The organism is Sanguibacter inulinus (assembly GCF_013415325.1).
Classification (GTDB): Bacteria; Actinomycetota; Actinomycetes; order Actinomycetales; family Cellulomonadaceae; genus Sanguibacter; species Sanguibacter inulinus.
The window spans coordinates 24,930-41,010 of sequence record NZ_JACBYE010000001.1; the positions used below are offsets into that span (position 1 = coordinate 24,930).

Below are 16,081 nucleotides of genomic sequence, written 5' to 3' on the forward strand. Positions count from 1 at the left end.
CGCTCAGTTTGAGCGTCACGCCGATCGTGGGGTAAGGTCAAGCGCTGCACAACGGAAGCCCTCGGGCTACTGACGTGCGCACGGGCCTTTAGCTCAGGCGGTTAGAGCGCTTCGCTGATAACGAAGAGGTCGGAGGTTCAAGTCCTCCAAGGCCCACTGTCGGATCCCACTAGAGGGGGAACGTATGAAGAAGTTGTTGTTCACACTCGCTGTCGCGGGAATCGGGTACGCCGTCTGGCGTAAGTACACCGAGGACAACGCAGAGCGTGACCTCTGGTCAGAGGTCACGGACACGTTCAAGTAGTCCGGCACGCAGCGCACCTCAGGTGCGTGAGGGGCCATGGCGCAATTGGTAGCGCACCTGCTTTGCAAGCAGGGGGTTAGGGGTTCGAGTCCCCTTGGCTCCACAGGATGACACGAGAGGCCCCGCCACGGCGGGGCCTCTTGCTGTTGTCGGGACAGGCTCCGAGTACCGGGGGACGACGCTACTGGTGCTCCGCGGAGATCGCCGCTCGCGCCCTCTCTCGCAGAGCCGGATCGCAGACGTAGACGTACGTCCCCTTCATGCCACGGGTCAGCAGGACGTAGTACGCGTTGCGGATGTACTCCAGCAGCTCGTGCTCGTCGCGGACCGACCGCACCTCGCGGTCGAAATGAGACTCTCGGACGGCTCGTACCCCGCCGTGGTCCTCGTCCCAGACGATGTCCGGGCCGATGATCACACCGGCATAGTTGAGGTCGTAGCCCTGCACGGTGTGGACGCTGCCCACCTCGTCGATCGACCCCTGCGAGCTGATCCAGTCTGTGTCCGTCCGGTTCCAGCGGAGCTCCACCCCGTCTTCTGAGATGTCGTGAGGGGCGTCGACCGACACATCACCCTTGCTGGTCCATCTCCAGGCGTACCCGGCGACCAGCCGCGACAGCCCGACCTCTGACTCGCGCTCCAGGATCTGGGACTTCATGTCCCCCAGGTGGTCGAAGAACCGGAGGTCGTACGACGTCGGCACTCGTGCTGGGGCGGGGGAGTCCGTCAGGAGCGCCCGTGCGAAGCCGAGGTAGCCCTGCCCGGCTGAGACCCGCATCTGAGACTCCAGCTCGTAGAAGCGGTGATCGGCGGAGGCACGGGCGACGAGACCGTCGACGACGGTCCGAGACACGTCGGCAGGCCGTACAGTCTGCTCACCGTCGACGAGGTAGATCTGGTGGGTGCTCTTCGCGGAGATCCAGTCCACCGCGGTCCGCCCCTCGGACATCTCCCCGAAGAGGTCCCGGTTGCGTTGTGAGAAGGCCCCTCGGGTCGGTCCTGCGCCCCGGTGCGTCAGACGGTGAGCCTCGTCCACCACGAGGAGATCCCAGGTCCCAGGAGACGCTGCGACGGTGTAGGGGCTGAGGACCGTCACTCCCTTCAGACCAGGCGTCCGCCGGAAGACTGACGTGATCGTCTTCCGCAACGACTGCTGGGGGACCACGAAGCCGATCCGCAAGCCGTCGAGCAGCTCGCGGTTCCCGTCGAGGAAGAAGTCCGAGAACCGTCCGTCATCACTCGGGTCGACCCCGCTACCAGAGTCCTGGATGTCACGGAGAAGCTTGAGCAGGAAGATGGCGACGACAGTCTTGCCTGTGCCCGGCCCTCCGCGGACGACGGACGCGCTCTCTCGCCCTTCCGTGAGGTCCTCGAGAAGACCCTCCACGATGCCGTCGACCGCGACGAGCTGCTCGTCGTTCAGCGCCTTGTACGGCGAGAGCTTGAAGAGGTTGAGGTTCTCGATCTCGTCGACGCTCCGCCGGAACACGCCCTCGGTCCTGAGCCTGTCGAAGACCTTGTCGAAGAGGGGCTGGTACCGCGTGGTGCGTTCGAAGTAGCCAGAGTCTTGCTGGCCGTCGTTACGGTTGAGAGGCGCGTAGGCACCGTCGGCGTGGAACAGGGCGATGAGGCGCGACTCGAGGTCGAGGCAGGCCGACTTGTTGAACTCCTCGTCGATGACGACCCGAACCTCGCGGAGCCCCGCCTTGGACGGGTGGTCGAGATGCTGGCGCAGCCGGTGACGTGCTCGCGTGGTCTCGCCGACGTAGACCTTCTGTGAGTCGGTGATCATGTAGACCACCGGCCAGTCGTGGTGCCGGCCGTCGGGGTCACGCCAGTCCCGGACAGTGGCTGCGTCGAAGCTGAGCCGGGTAACGCGCGGGCGCTCAGAGAGCGTCATATCGCGTGCTCCGTCCGCGGGACGTCTCGACCGGGTACTTCTGCCGGGTCTTCTCGAGCTTGTCGAGCACGATCTGCTGCGGGTCGAGCCCCAACTTGTCTGCGAGAGCGAGGCAGTAGGTGAGGACATCGGCGAGCTCATCACGTACCGCTCCTCGGTCCGCCTCGGACGACCACTGGAAGCACTCGAGCAGCTCACCAGCCTCGATGGAGATGGACTTCGCGAGGTTCTCGGGAGTGTGGAACTGCTCCCAGTCGCGCTCGGCGAAGAACGCTCTCAGCGCATGGAGTGCCTCGTCGGGAGCCATGGCTCGCAGCGTACCAGCGGCTCCCGGCCGTCCTGCCGGCCAGCTGTCCGCCGGCCCGGCTCGACGATGTCGGGAGCACGCATGACGAAGGCCACGGTCCCGAGGAACCGTGGCCTTCATCGTCGGTGCTGGGGTCGAGCTACTTCGTGTCGTCCTCGGTGGACGTCGGGGCGACCTGGCCGGCGCGGTTGACGGCGTCGTCCTGGTCGGTCGACTCGGCGTCCTTGTCGGAGACCTTCGCCTCGACCTCGGTCGCGAGGGCGTCGCCGGCCTTCTTCGCGGAGTCGACGGCGTGCTCGCTGGCCTCGCCGAGGTCGTCTGCTGCGGACTTCGCGGTGCTCTTGGCGCGCGAGGTGGTCTTCTTCGCGGTGGCCTTGGCCTCGGAGAGCTTGTCGGCGACCTTCTCGGAGAGGTCTTCGGCCTTGTCGGCGACCTTGCCCGAGACCTCGCGGGTCTTGGCGACAGCCGCGCCAGCAGCCTCGCCGACAGCCTCGGCGGCGTTGCCGACAGCGCCTTCGACGTTGTCGACAGCGCTCGAGTCGACCTTCTCCCACGGCTCGGCCCACGGGTCGGTCGTCGGCTGCGCGCGGCGCCACAGGACGAGCGCGCCACCGGCGGCGGCGACACCGGCGACGACCCACCAGCCCTTGCCGGACTTCTTCTGCTTCTTCTTGGCGTGCTTCTCGACGGAGTGCACGGCGTCAGAGAGCTTGATCGGAGCCTTGGCCGAGGCCGCCTTGATCGAGTCGGCCACGTGGGTCGCACCCGAGGACGCCTTGGAGGCCACGGTGCTCGCCCCGCCGCTCGTGACGTCGGCGGCGTTCTTGGCAGCCTCGTTGAGCGCGGCGACGATCTTGGGGAAGACCTCGTCGACGAGCTTGTCGTGGGCGCTGTCGATCACGGGGGAGGCCTTCTCGGCAGCCTTCTCGACGCGGGGGGCGGCGGCCTTGACCGACTCGTTCCACGCCTGCTCGATGCGCGGGGTGACCCACTCGACGAAGGCCTCGACCTTGGGGGTTCCCCAGTCCTTGGCCTGCAGAGCAGCCTCTCGGGCCTGACCGGCGACGACGCCGGCCTTCTCGCCTGCCTGGTGCGCACCGTCAGCGAGGACGGAGGCGAGGTCGGCGGCCTGGTCCTTGATCTTGTCGGTGTCGATCTTGTCGCTCGCGCTGCGTGCCGAGTCCTTGATTCCGTCCAACATTCAAAGCTCCCTGAGAGTAGTGGGCATGCACCTGAGTCCACTCTGCCACCTCACGGGCGTGCGCGCAGAGGGGTCGGACGTGACCATCCTGTGCTGGTCCTGCCCCGGACCGCCTGGTCGTGGGACAATGGCGGCATGTTCGCAACCCTCCACACCACTGCTGGTGACATCCGTATCGAGCTGTTCCCCAACCACACGCCGAAGACGGTCGAGAACTTCACGGGTCTGGCGACCGGGTCGAAGACCTGGACCGACCCCAAGACGGGCGCCGAGAGCAACGAGCCCTTCTACGACGGCCTGATCTTCCACCGCGTCATCCCGGGCTTCATGATCCAGGGCGGGTGCCCGCTCGGCACCGGCACCGGAGACCCGGGCTACAAGTTCGACGACGAGATCCACCCGGAGCTGTCCTTCAACAAGCCGTACCTCCTCGCGATGGCCAACGCCGGGACGCGCCGCAACGCCATCACCGGCCAGCCCGAGGGCACCAACGGCTCGCAGTTCTTCGTCTCGGTCGAGGCCACCCCGTGGCTCAACGGCAAGCACACCATCTTCGGTGAGGTGGCCGACGACTCGAGCCGCGCCGTCGTGGACGCGATCGCCTCCGCAGCGACGCGCCCCGGCGACCGCCCGGTCGAGGACATCACCATCACGTCCGTCACGATCGAGGACTGAGCGGCACACCGCCGCTGACCTGCGACGCATGAGCACTCCGAGCACGCCGCCCGGGGCGGCCGACCAGACCGTCCCCACCTGTCCCCGCCACCCTGACCGCGTCAGCTATGTGCGCTGTCAGCGGTGCGGACGGCCCGCGTGCCCGGAGTGCTCTGTCCAGGCCTCTGTCGGCGTCCAGTGCGTCGACTGCGTCCGCGAGGCGCAGCGCACCGCCCCCGTGCACCGCACGGCCCTCGGAGCACCGCTGCGCACAGGACGCCCCGTCGTCACCTACACGATCATCGCGCTCTGCCTGATCAGCTACGTGCTGCAGCTCAGCGTCGACGGCTGGACGGGCCGTCTGGCCTTCTCGCCGTTCACCGGCGAGCTCGAGCCGTGGCGCTTCGTCACCGCGGCGTTCTTGCACTCGACCCAGATCTTCCACGTCGCGCTCAACATGTACGCGCTGTGGATCGTCGGCCCCTACCTCGAGAATCTGCTCGGTCGGGCCCGCTTCATCTCTCTCTACCTGCTCTCGGCTATAGGCGGCCACGTCGCGGTCGTGCTGCTCGCGGACCCCCTGTCCGCGTCGTGGTTCACCGGGACCGTGGGCGCGTCGGGCGCCGTCTTCGGGCTCTTCGGGGCGATCTTCGTCGTCATGCGGCGGATGGGCCAGGAGGCCCGCGGCATGCTGGTGATCATCGGGCTCAACCTCGTGGTCGGGTTTGTCGTCCCGAACATCTCGTGGCAGGGGCACCTGGGCGGGCTCGTCACCGGCGCAGTCCTAGGTGCCGCCTACGCCTTCGCGCCTCGTGAGCGACGGACCCTCGTGAGCATCGTGGCGACCGTCGCTGTCGCTGTCCTGCTCGTCGGAGCCGTCCTGCTGCGTTATTCACAGGTGTAGACCTCGCTGTCCACAGCTGTGGGGACAGAGCGCCGGAACTCGCAGGATCGTGCGGGAACTACACACCTGTAAGTTATCCACACCTGTGGACAGGCCTGTGCATGATGGTTCCTCGGGAGCCGCGCACCGTCCTCCCGCGAGGGGAGAGGCAGACCGACCACCCGGGCACGCAGCAGGCCCCCGCCCAGCCGACGTGCCATGGGCACGGCGGCAGGACGAGGGCCTGCGCGCTCAGACCGGACGGCCCGGTCGAGCAGCTACTTCCAGCGCGTCGACAGCCCGAAGCCACCGAGCAGGATCGCGAAGCCGACGAGGATGTTCCAGCGCCCGATCGGCGGGATCGGCAGCTGTGCGCCACCCGACGTCAGGTAGAAGATGACGACCCAGAGGATCCCGACGACGAACATGGTCACCATGGTCGGGACGAGCCACGGAGGGTTGCCCACGCGCTCCTGCTTGACCTTGGGTGTGGAGGCCTGCTCAGACGATGTCTTCGCGACCTTCTTGCGGCGCTTCGATTCAGGCACTGGAGCCGGCTCCTGTCGATGGGTCGACGACGTATTCTCGACTAGCGTAGTGGCACACAGCCCCCGCACCGCCCACAGTGGACAGCAAGGACCATGGCACCTCAGTCGCACGGCACCCGGACGCCGCTCAGAGCCACGCTCTCGGCGACCTTCGTGCTGATCCTGGCCGGTCTGCTGTTCACCGCGAACGCGCGGCTCTCCGGCGGGGAGGAGAACCGGCAGCCCGAGAACTTCGCCGAGCTGGTCCGCCAGGAGGTCGACCGCGGCGACGACCTCCTCACGGAGGTCGAAGGTCTGCGGTCTGCCGTTGACACGCTCTCAGAAGGCCTCGCGACCGAGGTCCCGGCGCTCGACCCGGCCCTCGACGTGAGCTCTGGCATCGAGGCCGGCATGACCGCCGTCACCGGAGCGGGACTGCGTGTGCAGCTCGAGGACGCGCCGACGAACCGCCCGCAGCCGCCCGAGATCGTGCCTGACGACCTGGTCGTCCACCAGCAGGACCTCGAAGGGGTCATCAACGCCCTCTGGGCGGGTGGCGCGGAGGCGATGACTCTCCAGGGCGAGCGGGTGACAGCCCTGACGGCCTTCAGGTGCGTCGGGAACGTGCTGTCGCTCCACGGCCGTGTCTACTCGCCTCCCTACGTGGTCGAGGCCGTGGGGGACCCGCAGAGGCTCCAGGCGGCGCTCGACGCCTCTGAGCCCCTCAGCATCTACAGGGAGTACGTCGCGGCAGTCGGTCTGGGGTACTCGGTCGAGACCCGAGACACCATCGACGCCCCCGCCTACACCGGGGTCCTGACCCTCGAGCACGCCTCCGTCCCGGCCGGGACGGACGTCTACAGGTGACTGTGCTCGGCAGCCGGTCTGGCCCGACGTCGCTGCGGTCCACGACGTAGGCTCGTCCTCTGCGCGCAGCACCGATAGGCACGCACCGCGCACCCCCACCACGGCATCACCAGCGGGAGAACCGACATGACCCGAATCCTCGTCGTCGACAACTACGACTCCTTCGTCTACACGATCGTCGGCTACCTGCAGCAGCTCGGGGCCGAGACAGTGGTCGTGCGCAACGACGCCGTGCCTCCCCTCGACGAGCGTGGCTCCTTCGACGGCGTGCTGGTCTCTCCGGGTCCGGGAACCCCGGCGGACGCCGGGCAGAGCCTCCAGGTGATCCGCGACTGCGCGAGCACAGGTACCCCGATGCTCGGTGTCTGCCTCGGCCACCAGGCCCTCGGTGAGGCCTTCGGAGCGACGGTCACCCACGCGCCCGAGCTCATGCACGGCAAGACGAGCGTCGTCGAGCACCGTGACGGGGGAGTGCTGGCAGGCCTGCCGCACCCCTTCACCGCGACGCGCTACCACTCCCTCGCCGTCGTCACCGGCACCGTGCCTGACGAGCTCGAGGTCACCGCGGAGGTCGACGGCGCGCACGGCACGATCATCATGGGGCTGGCGCACCGCGAGCTGCCGCTCCACGGCGTCCAGTTCCACCCTGAGTCTGTGCTCACCGAGGGCGGCCACAGGCTGCTCGCGAACTGGCTCGAGATCTGCGGGTCCACGGACGCCGTCGAGCGCGCTGAGGGGCTCGCGCCGCTCCTGCACCGCTGAGCCTCGGTGCCGGGCTGACCAGTCCACCCGGCATCTCTCCGCACGACGGAGGCCGCATCTCTCGTGGCGCTCCCGACGACGAAGGCCGCCCCCCGCAGCGGGGAGCGGCCTTCATCGTTTCAGCAGTGCGGGATGGTCGTCAGTCGTCGCCCTTGCCCGGCTTCCCGGAGCTGTTGCCGCTGTTGCCGGGGCTCGCACCCGCGGACGCGTCGTCCGACGGGTCGTCGCTCGGGTCTGCCGAGGGCTCAGGCTCGAAGGTCAGCACGACCACAGACCCGGGCTCGACCTCGGTCCCGCCGGCAGGGTTGCTCGAGACCACGCGACCGGTCGGGCTGGGGAGCGTCCCTGGAGCGAGCTGCACGCCGAGTCCAGCATCGCCGAGCGCCTTCTGGGCGTCCGCAAAGGTCATGCCGACGAGGTTGGCGGGCACCGTGGCGACCGGGATCGCCTCGGCGATCGCGACGTCGATGCGCTGTCCCTGGTTCACAGACCCGGGGTTGGGCGACTGCGACACGACCCGGCCGGCCTCGACGTCGTTGGTCGGTGTGTTGGTGAAGCTGCCGATCAGACCGAGGTCGCTCAGCGCCTGGGCGGCCTCAGCCTGGGTCAGCCCTGCGAGGTCTGGCAGGTCGACCTGGCCGGAGGCCACGTAGAGCCTGACCTCGTCGCCCTTCTTGGCAGCCGTCCCGGCGACGGGCTCGGTGCGGGTGACGGAGTCACGGGCGATCTTCGGGCTCGACTCAGACGTGATGCCGACAGCGACGACGAGCCCCTCGGCCTCGATGGCCTCGGTCGCCTGCGCCTGGGTGAAGCCCGTGACGTCGGGGACCTTCGTGTCTTCAGGGCCCGTCGAGGTCCAGACCTGGACAGCCGTGGTGACGGGAACAGAGTCGCCGACCGCCGGGTCGCTGCGGATGAACAGCCCCGGTGCGACGTCGTTGTTCACCTCTTCGAAGAACTCGGGCGGTTCTGTGAACCCGGCGTCGGTGAGCGCTGCGGTGATCTGCTCGCGCGACATGTCGGTGAGGACAGGCACGTTGGCCTGGTCGACAGGGGGAGTCGAGTCGCGGTCGAGGAGCAGCATGGCCGCGATGGCTGCGACAGCCAGCACGGCGATGACGACGAGGGTCCAGAGCAGCGCGCGGTGCTTGGGCTTCTCCTCGTCCTCCTCCGTCGCGAGCTCGGCGAGCGGGTCGGCCGTCGTGACGGGAGCGAAGGCCGGCGCGACCTTGGTCGCGTCGTCGGTCACCGAGCTGAAGATCTCCGTAGCGCCCTCGGCCGGTCCTGTCGCGGCGGATGCTGCGACGACGGCACCGAGAGATCCGGCAGCCAACGCTCCGCCGCGGATGGCGGCCTCGAGGTCAGAGCGGAACTCCGCCGCGCTGCCGTAGCGGGCTGTGCGCTCCTTGGCCAGGGCCTTGAGCGTCACGCGGTCGAGGGTCTCGGGGACGTCGGAGGCGATGCTGCTCGGGCTGACCGGAGCCTCACGGACGTGCTGGTACGCGACGGACACGGGGGAGTCGCCGGTGAACGGCGGGCGCCCGGTGAGGAGCTCGAAGAGCAGGCAGCCCGTCGAGTAGAGGTCGCTGCGTGCGTCGACGCTCTCACCGCGAGCCTGCTCGGGGGAGAGGTACTGCGCGGTCCCGATGACGGCCTGCGTCTGCGTCATGGTCGCGGCGGAGTCGGCGAGGGCTCGGGCGATGCCGAAGTCCATCACCTTGATCGCGCCCGTGGGCGTGAGCATGACGTTCGCGGGCTTGATGTCCCGGTGCACGATCCCGGCGTGGTGGGAGTACTCGAGGGCCGAGAGGACGCCCGAGGTGATCTCGACGGCCTCCTCGATCGGCACGGCGTTGCCGTCCTGGAGGATGTCGCGGACCGTGTGGCCCTCGACGTACTCCATGACGATGAAGGGCACGTGCGAGACGGCACCGCTCGGCTCGGTGAAGGTGTCTTCACCGGTGTCGTAGACGGCGACGATCGCCGGGTGGTTCAGCGCGGCAGCGGACTGCGCCTCGCGGCGGAACCTCGCCTGGAAGGACGGGTCGCGCGCGAGGTCGGAGCGCAGGATCTTGATCGCCACGGTCCGCCCGAGACGGTTGTCGTGACCGATGTGGACCTCGGCCATACCACCGCGGCCGATGAGCTCACCGACCTCGTAACGGCCCGCAAGGGTGCGGGGTGCCTCGTCAACCACTACGTGTCCTTAGGTGTCGTTGGGGATGCTGCGCCGTGGCTCTGCGAGCCCTGCGCTTCGACGATCATGGCATCTGGGCCGGTCCAGCCGGTCGATTCTACCGAGATCGTTCCTGAGAGGTGACCAGACCCTGGTGCCTCACCAGAGGCTGAGGAGTCGAGCAGCGCCTTGGCCAGCGTCGCCGTGAGGACGACGACGAGGACGAGGACCAGCGCGAGCGTCGGCCAGCCGACCGACCTGATGGTGTCCAGGAGACCTGCGACCCCGCTCCGTCGTGCCCCGCCGCGACGGCGAGAGGAGGATGCCTGGCGACCAGTCGCGGGACGGGTCGTCGAGCTGCGGGCTGGCGCGCTCCGGTTCGCAGAGCTGCGTGTGGTGGATCGCGGGGATCGCGCCGTCGACGACCCCGGTGCGCGCGGGGTACCCGCGACCGGCGTCGTGCGCGACCGCGCGGTCGTCCCCGGCGGTGGCACGCGCCGTCGGACAGATCCCGTCGGCTCCGAGGCAGACGTCGCCGAGGTGCCGGCAAGTCTGCCGTCGGACGAGCCCGGTCGGTCCGACGGGCTCGTGCGGCTCGCGGTCTTCACGGCGTCCCAGGTGGGTGCGACAGGTTCCCACTGCTGGGTCTGCTGGGCGTCCTGGTGCGGAGCAGGGGGCGGAGGGACGTCGCGCACGCTGGACGTCTCGGAGCGGGCCGGGGCCGCCGGAGCGGTGGTGCTGACCGGTGCTGGAGGCGGTGTCGGCTCGGCGTGGCGCGACGGGGGAGCTGCGGCAGGTGAGGCTGAGGGTTCGCTCGTGCCGGGCTCGGCCTGGGACGGGGCAGGCGGGACCGGCGGCACCGCTGGCGCGGAGCGCGTCTCGGTCCGTGCCTCGTCCTGGACGTCCGGTCGGTCGGTCGGCGGCAGCATCCGGCGTCCGACAGGAGCCTGCTCAGCACGCTCGTGCTGAGTGCCTGGCGATACCGGCGCGGCCGGGGTCTCTGGCTCGCGGACGTCCGGCAGCGGCACCGCGGCAGCGGAGGGGGTGCTCTCGGCTGCGGCCGGAGCGGTCACCGGCACCCCAGCCGTCGGAGGAGCCTCTCGGTGGACCACGGGTGCGGCAGGCTCACGACGACGCCGGCCGTTGCCCCAGGGGTCGGCGGCGATCTCGTCGGCGAGCAGGTCGAAGGTCCGCGCCAGGATCGCCCCGCTGCGCGGCCTGTCGAGCGGGTCCTTGGCGAGCATGCGCATGACGAGGTCTGCGAGCCCCGAGTGCACCGTCGACGGCAGCGGGGGCACCGCCTCGTTGACCTGCGCGACAGCGATGTCCACGGGAGTGGCTCCCGTGAAGGGCCGGTTCCCGACGATCGACTCGTAGGCCACGATCCCGAGGGCGTAGATGTCGGACGCACCCGTCGCGGCCTTGCCGATCGCCTGCTCGGGTGACAGGTACTGAGCCGTGCCCATGACCATGCCGGCGGCCGTCATGGGGATCTGGTTCGACGCGAGGGAGACCCCGAAGTCGGTGATCTTCACCTCGCCGGAGCGTTCCAGCAGGATGTTGCCGGGCTTCACGTCGCGGTGGACCACCCCGGCGACGTGGGCAGCGTGCAGCGCCCGCGCCGTCTGCGACAAGATCGACAGCAGGCGGAGGACGGGCAGCACAGGCTCGCGCTCGAGGAGGTCGGACATGGGCTCGCCGTGGACGAGCTCCATGACGAGGTACCCCGAGCCCTGCTGCTCGCCGTAGTCGTACAGCTGGGCGATGTTGGAGTGCGACAGGGCCGCGCTGTTGCGGGCCTCGGTCCGCAGGCGGTCGAGGAAGTCGGAGTTGCCCGCGAACTCTTCGCGCAGCACCTTGACCGCGACGTCGCGCGCGAGCGACTCGTCGTGGGCGACCCACACCTCGCCCATGCCGCCGACGGCGATCTGCCGGACGAGGCGGTACCTGCCGCCGAGCGCCATCTGCGCCTCGGGCTTCATCGGTTGATCACCGCTTCCATGACTGCTCGGGCGATGGGGGCCGCGACACGGCCACCGGTCGCCTCGTTGCCGGCGTCTCCGCCGTTCTCGACGATCACCGCGACGGCCACCTGCGGGTCGTCGGCCGGCGCGAAGGAGGTGAACCACGCATGAGGCGCAGCGTCGGCCGTGGTCTCGGCCGTGCCGGACTTCCCAGCGACCTGCACGCCCGAGATCTGCGCAGAGGTCCCGGTGCCGTCCTGGACGACACCGATCATCATGTCGCGCAGGGTGTCGGCGGTCTCGCGGGAGATCGGCGTGCCGATCTCCTCGGGGTCGGTCTCGACCGCGACCGTGAGGTCGGGCGTCCGCACACGGTCGATCATGTACGGCTGCATGAGGGTGCCGCCGTTGGCGATCGCGGCAGAGATCATCGCGACCTGCATCGGGGTCACCTTCACGTCGTACTGGCCGATCGCGGACAGCGCGGTCTTCGCGGAGTCGATGGTCGCCCCGTCGACCTCGAGCGGGAACTGGCTGTTCGTCACCTGGAGCGGGATCGACATCCGCGAGTCGAAGCCGAAGGCCTTGGCCTGCTCGTCGAGGGCCTCGGGACCCAGGTCGATCCCGAGCTGCGCGAAGGCTGTGTTGCACGAGGTGCGCAGCGCGTCGGCGAGGGTCGTGGTGCCCGTGGGGGAGCAGGACTCGCCGCCGAAGTTGTTGAGGACGCTGCTCGACTGCGGCAGCTGGAGCTGGTCGGGCGCAGGGATCTGCTGGTCCGGGGTGACGGCACCTCCCTCGAGGGCAGCCGCCGCCGTGACCAGCTTGAAGGTCGAGCCGGGCGGGTAGGTGCGGCCGGCGATCGCCCGGTTGTCGAGGGGGCGTGCGCTGTCGTCGGCGAGGGCCTGGAAGGCGGCGCTCGCGTCGGCGGACGAGTGCGAGGCGACGAGGTTGGGGTCGAAGGCGGGCTTCGAGACCATCGCGAGGACGGCACCGGTCTTCGGGTCGAGCGCCACGACGGCGCCGCGCTGGTCGCCGAGGGCGTCCCACGCAGCCTGCTGCACCACGGGGTCGATGGTGAGCTCGACCGACGAGCCCTGCGGCGTCCCGCCGGAGATCAGGTTGCGGAACCTGTCCCACCACAGCGAGTCGGAGGTGCCGACGAGGTACTCGTTGGCGGCCCGCTCCATGCCCGTCGACTGGAACCTGAACGAGTAGTAACCCGTGACGGCCGAGTACAGCTCAGGCTCGGCGTACACGCGCTGGTACATGAAGGCGTCGTCGACGGGGACCGACTCGGCGATCGTCTGGCCGCCGGCGATGATCGGCCCGCGCTGGATGCTCAGGTCTCGGTAGAGCGAGCGGGAGTTGCGGCCGTCGGCGTTGAGCGTCGGCGCCTGGGCGACCTGGATCCACGTCGAGGCGACCATGAGCACGAGGAACAGGGCGAGGGCGACGACGGCGACGCGCCGGATGGGGACGTTCATCGGGGAGGCTCCGGCACGATCTGGGTCTGGTCGTCGTCCCCGGGGCGGACGATCTGGGTGTCGTCGTCACGGGAGACGGCGGCAGCCTGCGAGGTCGTCGAGCCGTGCGCGCCTGCGGTGTCCCGCGAGGCCGCAGCAGGTGCGGGCTCGAGGGTCGGCTTCGGCTCGGCTCGGGGCGTACCGCGCAGGGGCAGCGGCGTCGGACGCCGCGAGTTGTCGCTGATCCGCACGAGCAGGGCCACGATCAGCCAGTTCGCGAGGAGCGACGACCCGCCGTAGGCCAAGAAGGGCATGGTCAGGCCCGTGAGGGGGATGACGCGGGTGATCCCGCCGATGACGACGAAGCACTGCCACGCGACGACGAAGGCGAGACCGCTCGCGAGCAGCTTGCCGAAGCCGTCACGGGTGCCGATCGCGATGCGCATGCCGCGCTGCACGAGCAGCGTGTACATCGCGAGGATGGCGAGCACGCCGGTGAGGCCCAGCTCCTCACCGAGGGCCGCGAAGATGAAGTCGGACGAGGCGTACGGCACGATGTCTGGTCGTCCCGCGCCCCACCCGGTCCCCATGAGACCGCCGTTGGCCATGCCGAACAGGCCCTGGACGATCTGGTACGACCCGCCGAAGTCCCGGTCGTAGATGTCCGCGTCGAAGGCGTTGAGCCACGCGTCGAACCGGCCGGCGACGTGGGGGAGCGAGGAGGCTGCAGCGGCTGCACCGACGCCGACCAGCACCAGACCGATGAGGACCCAGCTGACACGTTCGGTCGCGATGTAGATCATCGCGACGAAGAGGCCGAAGAAGAGCAGCGAGGTGCCGAGGTCCTTCTCGAAGACGAGCACGAGGATCGACACGAGCCACACGACGATGATCGGACCGAGGTCGCGCGAGCGTGGCAGCTGGAGGCCGAAGACCTTCTTGCCCGCGAGTGTCAGCGTGTCCCGGTTGGACACCAGGTACCCCGCGAAGAACACCGCGAAGGCGATCTTGGCGAACTCTGCGGGCTGGAGGGTGAAGGGGCCCAGGCCCACCCACACGCGTGAGCCGTTGATCTGCTTGCCGATCCCCGGGAGCAGCGGCAGCAGGATGAGCACCAGGCCGACGACCATGGCCGTGTAGGTGTTGCGGCGCAGCGTGCGGTGGTCCTTGAGGACGAAGAGCAGCGCGACAGCGCCGCCGACACCCACGGCGGTCCAGCCGAGCTGGCGCGTCGCGAGCTCGCTCGTGGCTCCCTTGAGCTGCTGCCCGAGGTCCAGCCTGTGGATCATCGCGAGGCCGAGGCCGTTGAGCGCGACGGCGATCGGCACGAGGGTCGGGTCTGCGTAGGGGGCACGCCAGCGGACGACGAGGTGCAGGGCGAGGCTCAGGCCCGTCATGCCGAGCATGAGCATGTAGAAGTTCGCCGGGAGGGTCCCCTCCATGACGAGGCTGACGATCGCGTAGGCGCTGATGCCGATCGCGAGGGCGAGGACGAGCAGGCCGAACTCGCTGGCTCGACCGCTGCGGACCCGACCAGGTTCGACCGTGGCCATCAGGAGGTGCCACCCGCGGTCGTCGGACTGTCCGGCGCGGCGTCGGCGGCAGCTGTCGTGGCGCCGTCCGTGGGAGTCGGGGTCTCGCCGGTCCCCTCGGTGGCCGGTTCGTCGGTCGCTGCACCCTCGGGGGCGAGGTCCGCGACGCGCTGCCGGGCGTCGTCGAGCGACTTCGCTCGGATCGTGCGCTCGAGCTGGTTGATCTCGAACCTGTCGAGGTCGGAGGCGACCACGTCGGAGGTCTCGTAGACCTCCGAGAGCTCGAGCGGGCCGATCGACTGGGAGATGCCCTGGAAGATGGTGACCTTGCCGTCGGCGAGGCCGACGTAGTACTGCGTCTGCGTCCAGCGGTAGCCGAAGAACGCGCCGGTGCCGACGATCGCGAGCAGCACGACGAGGGAGACGAGGGTCCAGGCCCACCGGCCGCGGCCGGTCTCTTCCTCGAGCTCGGTCGACGAGATGCCGGTCCCGCGCTTGGCCTCGGCCTTCGCGGCCTTGGCGTCGGCGCGCTCCTGGGCTCGTGCTGCCTTCTTCTCGGAGCGGCTGAGCGCCCCGGGTGTCGCCGTCGCGACCTCGACGGTCTCGTCCGGCTCGGAGACGGCCGCGTCGGGTGCAGCCGGCGACTGCTGGGACGACTCGGCGAGGGCGCCGACGGTCGCGCGCGCCTCGGCGAGCAGGGCTGCCGCCCGGGCAGCAGGACCGTCGACGGCTGTCGTCGGTGCGTCGCGGGTGATCGCGACTGATCCGACCACCTGCACGCCGGAGTCGGGCGCTGCGCCGTCCGGGAGGTCGTCGAGGTCGAGCACGTCGGCGACGATGCAGGTGATGTTGTCCGACCCGCCGGCACGCAGCGCGAGCTGGACGAGCCGCTCGGCGCAGGCGGTCACGTCGGTGTTCTCGACCATGGTGCGCTCGATCGTCTCGAGGCTGACCATGCCGCTCAACCCGTCAGAGCACAGCAGCCAGCGGTCGCCCGGGTGTGCCTCGCGGACGGAGAGGTCGGGGCTGAGGTCGAGGTCGAAGTCGCCGAGGACCCGCATGACGACAGAGCGCTGCGGGTGGTGCTCGGCCTCCTCGGCGGTGATCTTGCCGGTGTCGACGAGGTGCTGGACGAAGGTGTGGTCCTTGGTCACCTGGCTCAGCTGGCCGCCGCGGAGCAGATAGCCCCGGGAGTCGCCCATGTGGGCCATCGCCAGCTTGTTGCCCGAGCGCAGCAGGGCGGTCACCGTCGTGCCCATGCCGGAGAGCTCGGAGTCTTCGCGAGCCCTGCGGACGAGTTCGAGCCGTGCGGTCTCGATGGCCTCGCCGAGGCGCTCGAGGATCTCTGAGGACCCGAAGGCCTCACCGTCGAGGGGAGCCAGGGAGGCGACCGCGAGAGACGACGCGATGTCTCCGCCCGCGTGCCCACCCATGCCGTCGGCTACGAGCAGCAGGTGCGGGCCGGCGTAGGCAGAGTCCTGGTTGTTGGACCTGACGAGTCCGACGTCGGACAGCGCGGCGTAGCGCAAGGCGATGGTCAT

The 16,081-nt window shown here is 69.4% G+C and carries 14 protein-coding genes and 2 tRNA genes; 7 read left to right on the plus strand and 9 right to left on the minus strand.

What is annotated here, in order from left to right:
• The first annotated feature begins 82 nt into the window (after positions 1-82).
• From HZZ10_RS00110 to HZZ10_RS00115, 3 genes are all read left to right on the plus strand, one after another.
• Positions 83-156, plus strand: a tRNA-Ile gene (locus tag HZZ10_RS00110).
• Positions 157-184: 28 nt separating this feature from the next.
• Positions 185-304 (plus strand): DLW-39 family protein, encoded by a 120-nt coding sequence (locus tag HZZ10_RS19100; protein WP_218928284.1) that lies wholly within the window; start codon positions 185-187, stop codon positions 302-304.
• Between the two features lie 30 nt (positions 305-334).
• Positions 335-407: transfer RNA gene (locus HZZ10_RS00115), tRNA-Ala, on the plus strand.
• 78 nt (positions 408-485) lie between these two features.
• On the opposite strand, the gene HZZ10_RS00120 is transcribed toward HZZ10_RS00115, so the two are convergent.
• From HZZ10_RS00120 to HZZ10_RS00130, 3 genes are all read right to left on the minus strand, one after another.
• The gene (locus HZZ10_RS00120) at positions 486-2,204 is read right to left on the minus strand and encodes a DUF2075 domain-containing protein (RefSeq protein WP_179911961.1); all 1,719 of its coding nucleotides are present in this window, start codon (positions 2,202-2,204) and stop codon (positions 486-488) included.
• Positions 2,191-2,511: a nucleotide pyrophosphohydrolase gene (locus HZZ10_RS00125; protein ID WP_179911962.1), complete on the minus strand. Its 321-nt coding sequence runs from the start codon at positions 2,509-2,511 to the stop codon at positions 2,191-2,193. Before HZZ10_RS00125 ends, HZZ10_RS00120 begins: the two co-directional genes overlap by 14 nt.
• Positions 2,512-2,650: 139 nt before the next feature.
• Entirely contained in the window at positions 2,651-3,712 is a 1,062-nt protein-coding gene (locus HZZ10_RS00130; RefSeq protein WP_056134635.1) for a hypothetical protein, read from the minus strand.
• Between the two features lie 135 nt (positions 3,713-3,847).
• Between HZZ10_RS00130 and HZZ10_RS00135 the strand changes: the two genes are divergently transcribed.
• Positions 3,848-4,387: a peptidylprolyl isomerase gene (locus tag HZZ10_RS00135; RefSeq protein ID WP_056136313.1), complete on the plus strand. Its 540-nt coding sequence runs from the start codon at positions 3,848-3,850 to the stop codon at positions 4,385-4,387.
• Between the two features lie 28 nt (positions 4,388-4,415).
• Positions 4,416-5,270, plus strand: a complete 855-nt coding sequence (locus tag HZZ10_RS00140; RefSeq protein ID WP_056134638.1) for a rhomboid family intramembrane serine protease — start codon at positions 4,416-4,418, stop codon at positions 5,268-5,270.
• A 257-nt stretch (positions 5,271-5,527) separates the two neighbouring features.
• On the opposite strand, the gene HZZ10_RS00145 is transcribed toward HZZ10_RS00140, so the two are convergent.
• On the minus strand, positions 5,528-5,797 hold the full coding sequence (locus HZZ10_RS00145; protein WP_179911963.1) for a cell division protein CrgA: 270 nt from the start codon (positions 5,795-5,797) through the stop codon (positions 5,528-5,530).
• Positions 5,798-5,890: 93 nt separating this feature from the next.
• Between HZZ10_RS00145 and HZZ10_RS00150 the strand changes: the two genes are divergently transcribed.
• Both HZZ10_RS00150 and HZZ10_RS00155 read left to right on the plus strand, forming a co-directional pair.
• Positions 5,891-6,643 (plus strand): DUF881 domain-containing protein, encoded by a 753-nt coding sequence (locus HZZ10_RS00150; RefSeq protein WP_179911964.1) that lies wholly within the window; start codon positions 5,891-5,893, stop codon positions 6,641-6,643.
• Positions 6,644-6,769: 126 nt separating this feature from the next.
• Positions 6,770-7,405, plus strand: a complete 636-nt coding sequence (locus HZZ10_RS00155; protein ID WP_056134646.1) for an aminodeoxychorismate/anthranilate synthase component II — start codon at positions 6,770-6,772, stop codon at positions 7,403-7,405.
• Between the two features lie 139 nt (positions 7,406-7,544).
• On the opposite strand, the gene pknB is transcribed toward HZZ10_RS00155, so the two are convergent.
• Genes pknB through HZZ10_RS00180 form a run of 5 tightly spaced genes read right to left on the minus strand, consistent with a single transcriptional unit; the run spans position 7,545 to position 16,081 of the window.
• The gene (pknB, locus tag HZZ10_RS00160) at positions 7,545-9,602 is read right to left on the minus strand and encodes a Stk1 family PASTA domain-containing Ser/Thr kinase (protein WP_179911965.1); all 2,058 of its coding nucleotides are present in this window, start codon (positions 9,600-9,602) and stop codon (positions 7,545-7,547) included.
• The gene (locus HZZ10_RS00165) at positions 9,602-11,563 is read right to left on the minus strand and encodes a serine/threonine protein kinase (RefSeq protein ID WP_179911966.1); all 1,962 of its coding nucleotides are present in this window, start codon (positions 11,561-11,563) and stop codon (positions 9,602-9,604) included. The genes pknB and HZZ10_RS00165 overlap by 1 nt, the downstream gene beginning before the upstream one ends.
• The gene (locus tag HZZ10_RS00170; RefSeq protein ID WP_179911967.1) at positions 11,560-13,029 is read right to left on the minus strand and encodes a peptidoglycan D,D-transpeptidase FtsI family protein; all 1,470 of its coding nucleotides are present in this window, start codon (positions 13,027-13,029) and stop codon (positions 11,560-11,562) included. Before HZZ10_RS00170 ends, HZZ10_RS00165 begins: the two co-directional genes overlap by 4 nt.
• Complete coding sequence (locus HZZ10_RS00175) at positions 13,026-14,561, minus strand: FtsW/RodA/SpoVE family cell cycle protein (protein ID WP_179911968.1); 1,536 nt, start codon at positions 14,559-14,561, stop codon at positions 13,026-13,028. The genes HZZ10_RS00170 and HZZ10_RS00175 overlap by 4 nt, the downstream gene beginning before the upstream one ends.
• Positions 14,561-16,081 carry a Stp1/IreP family PP2C-type Ser/Thr phosphatase gene (locus HZZ10_RS00180; protein WP_179911969.1) on the minus strand — a complete coding sequence of 507 codons (1,521 nt, stop codon included), beginning with the start codon at positions 16,079-16,081 and terminating at the stop codon, positions 14,561-14,563. The genes HZZ10_RS00175 and HZZ10_RS00180 overlap by 1 nt, the downstream gene beginning before the upstream one ends.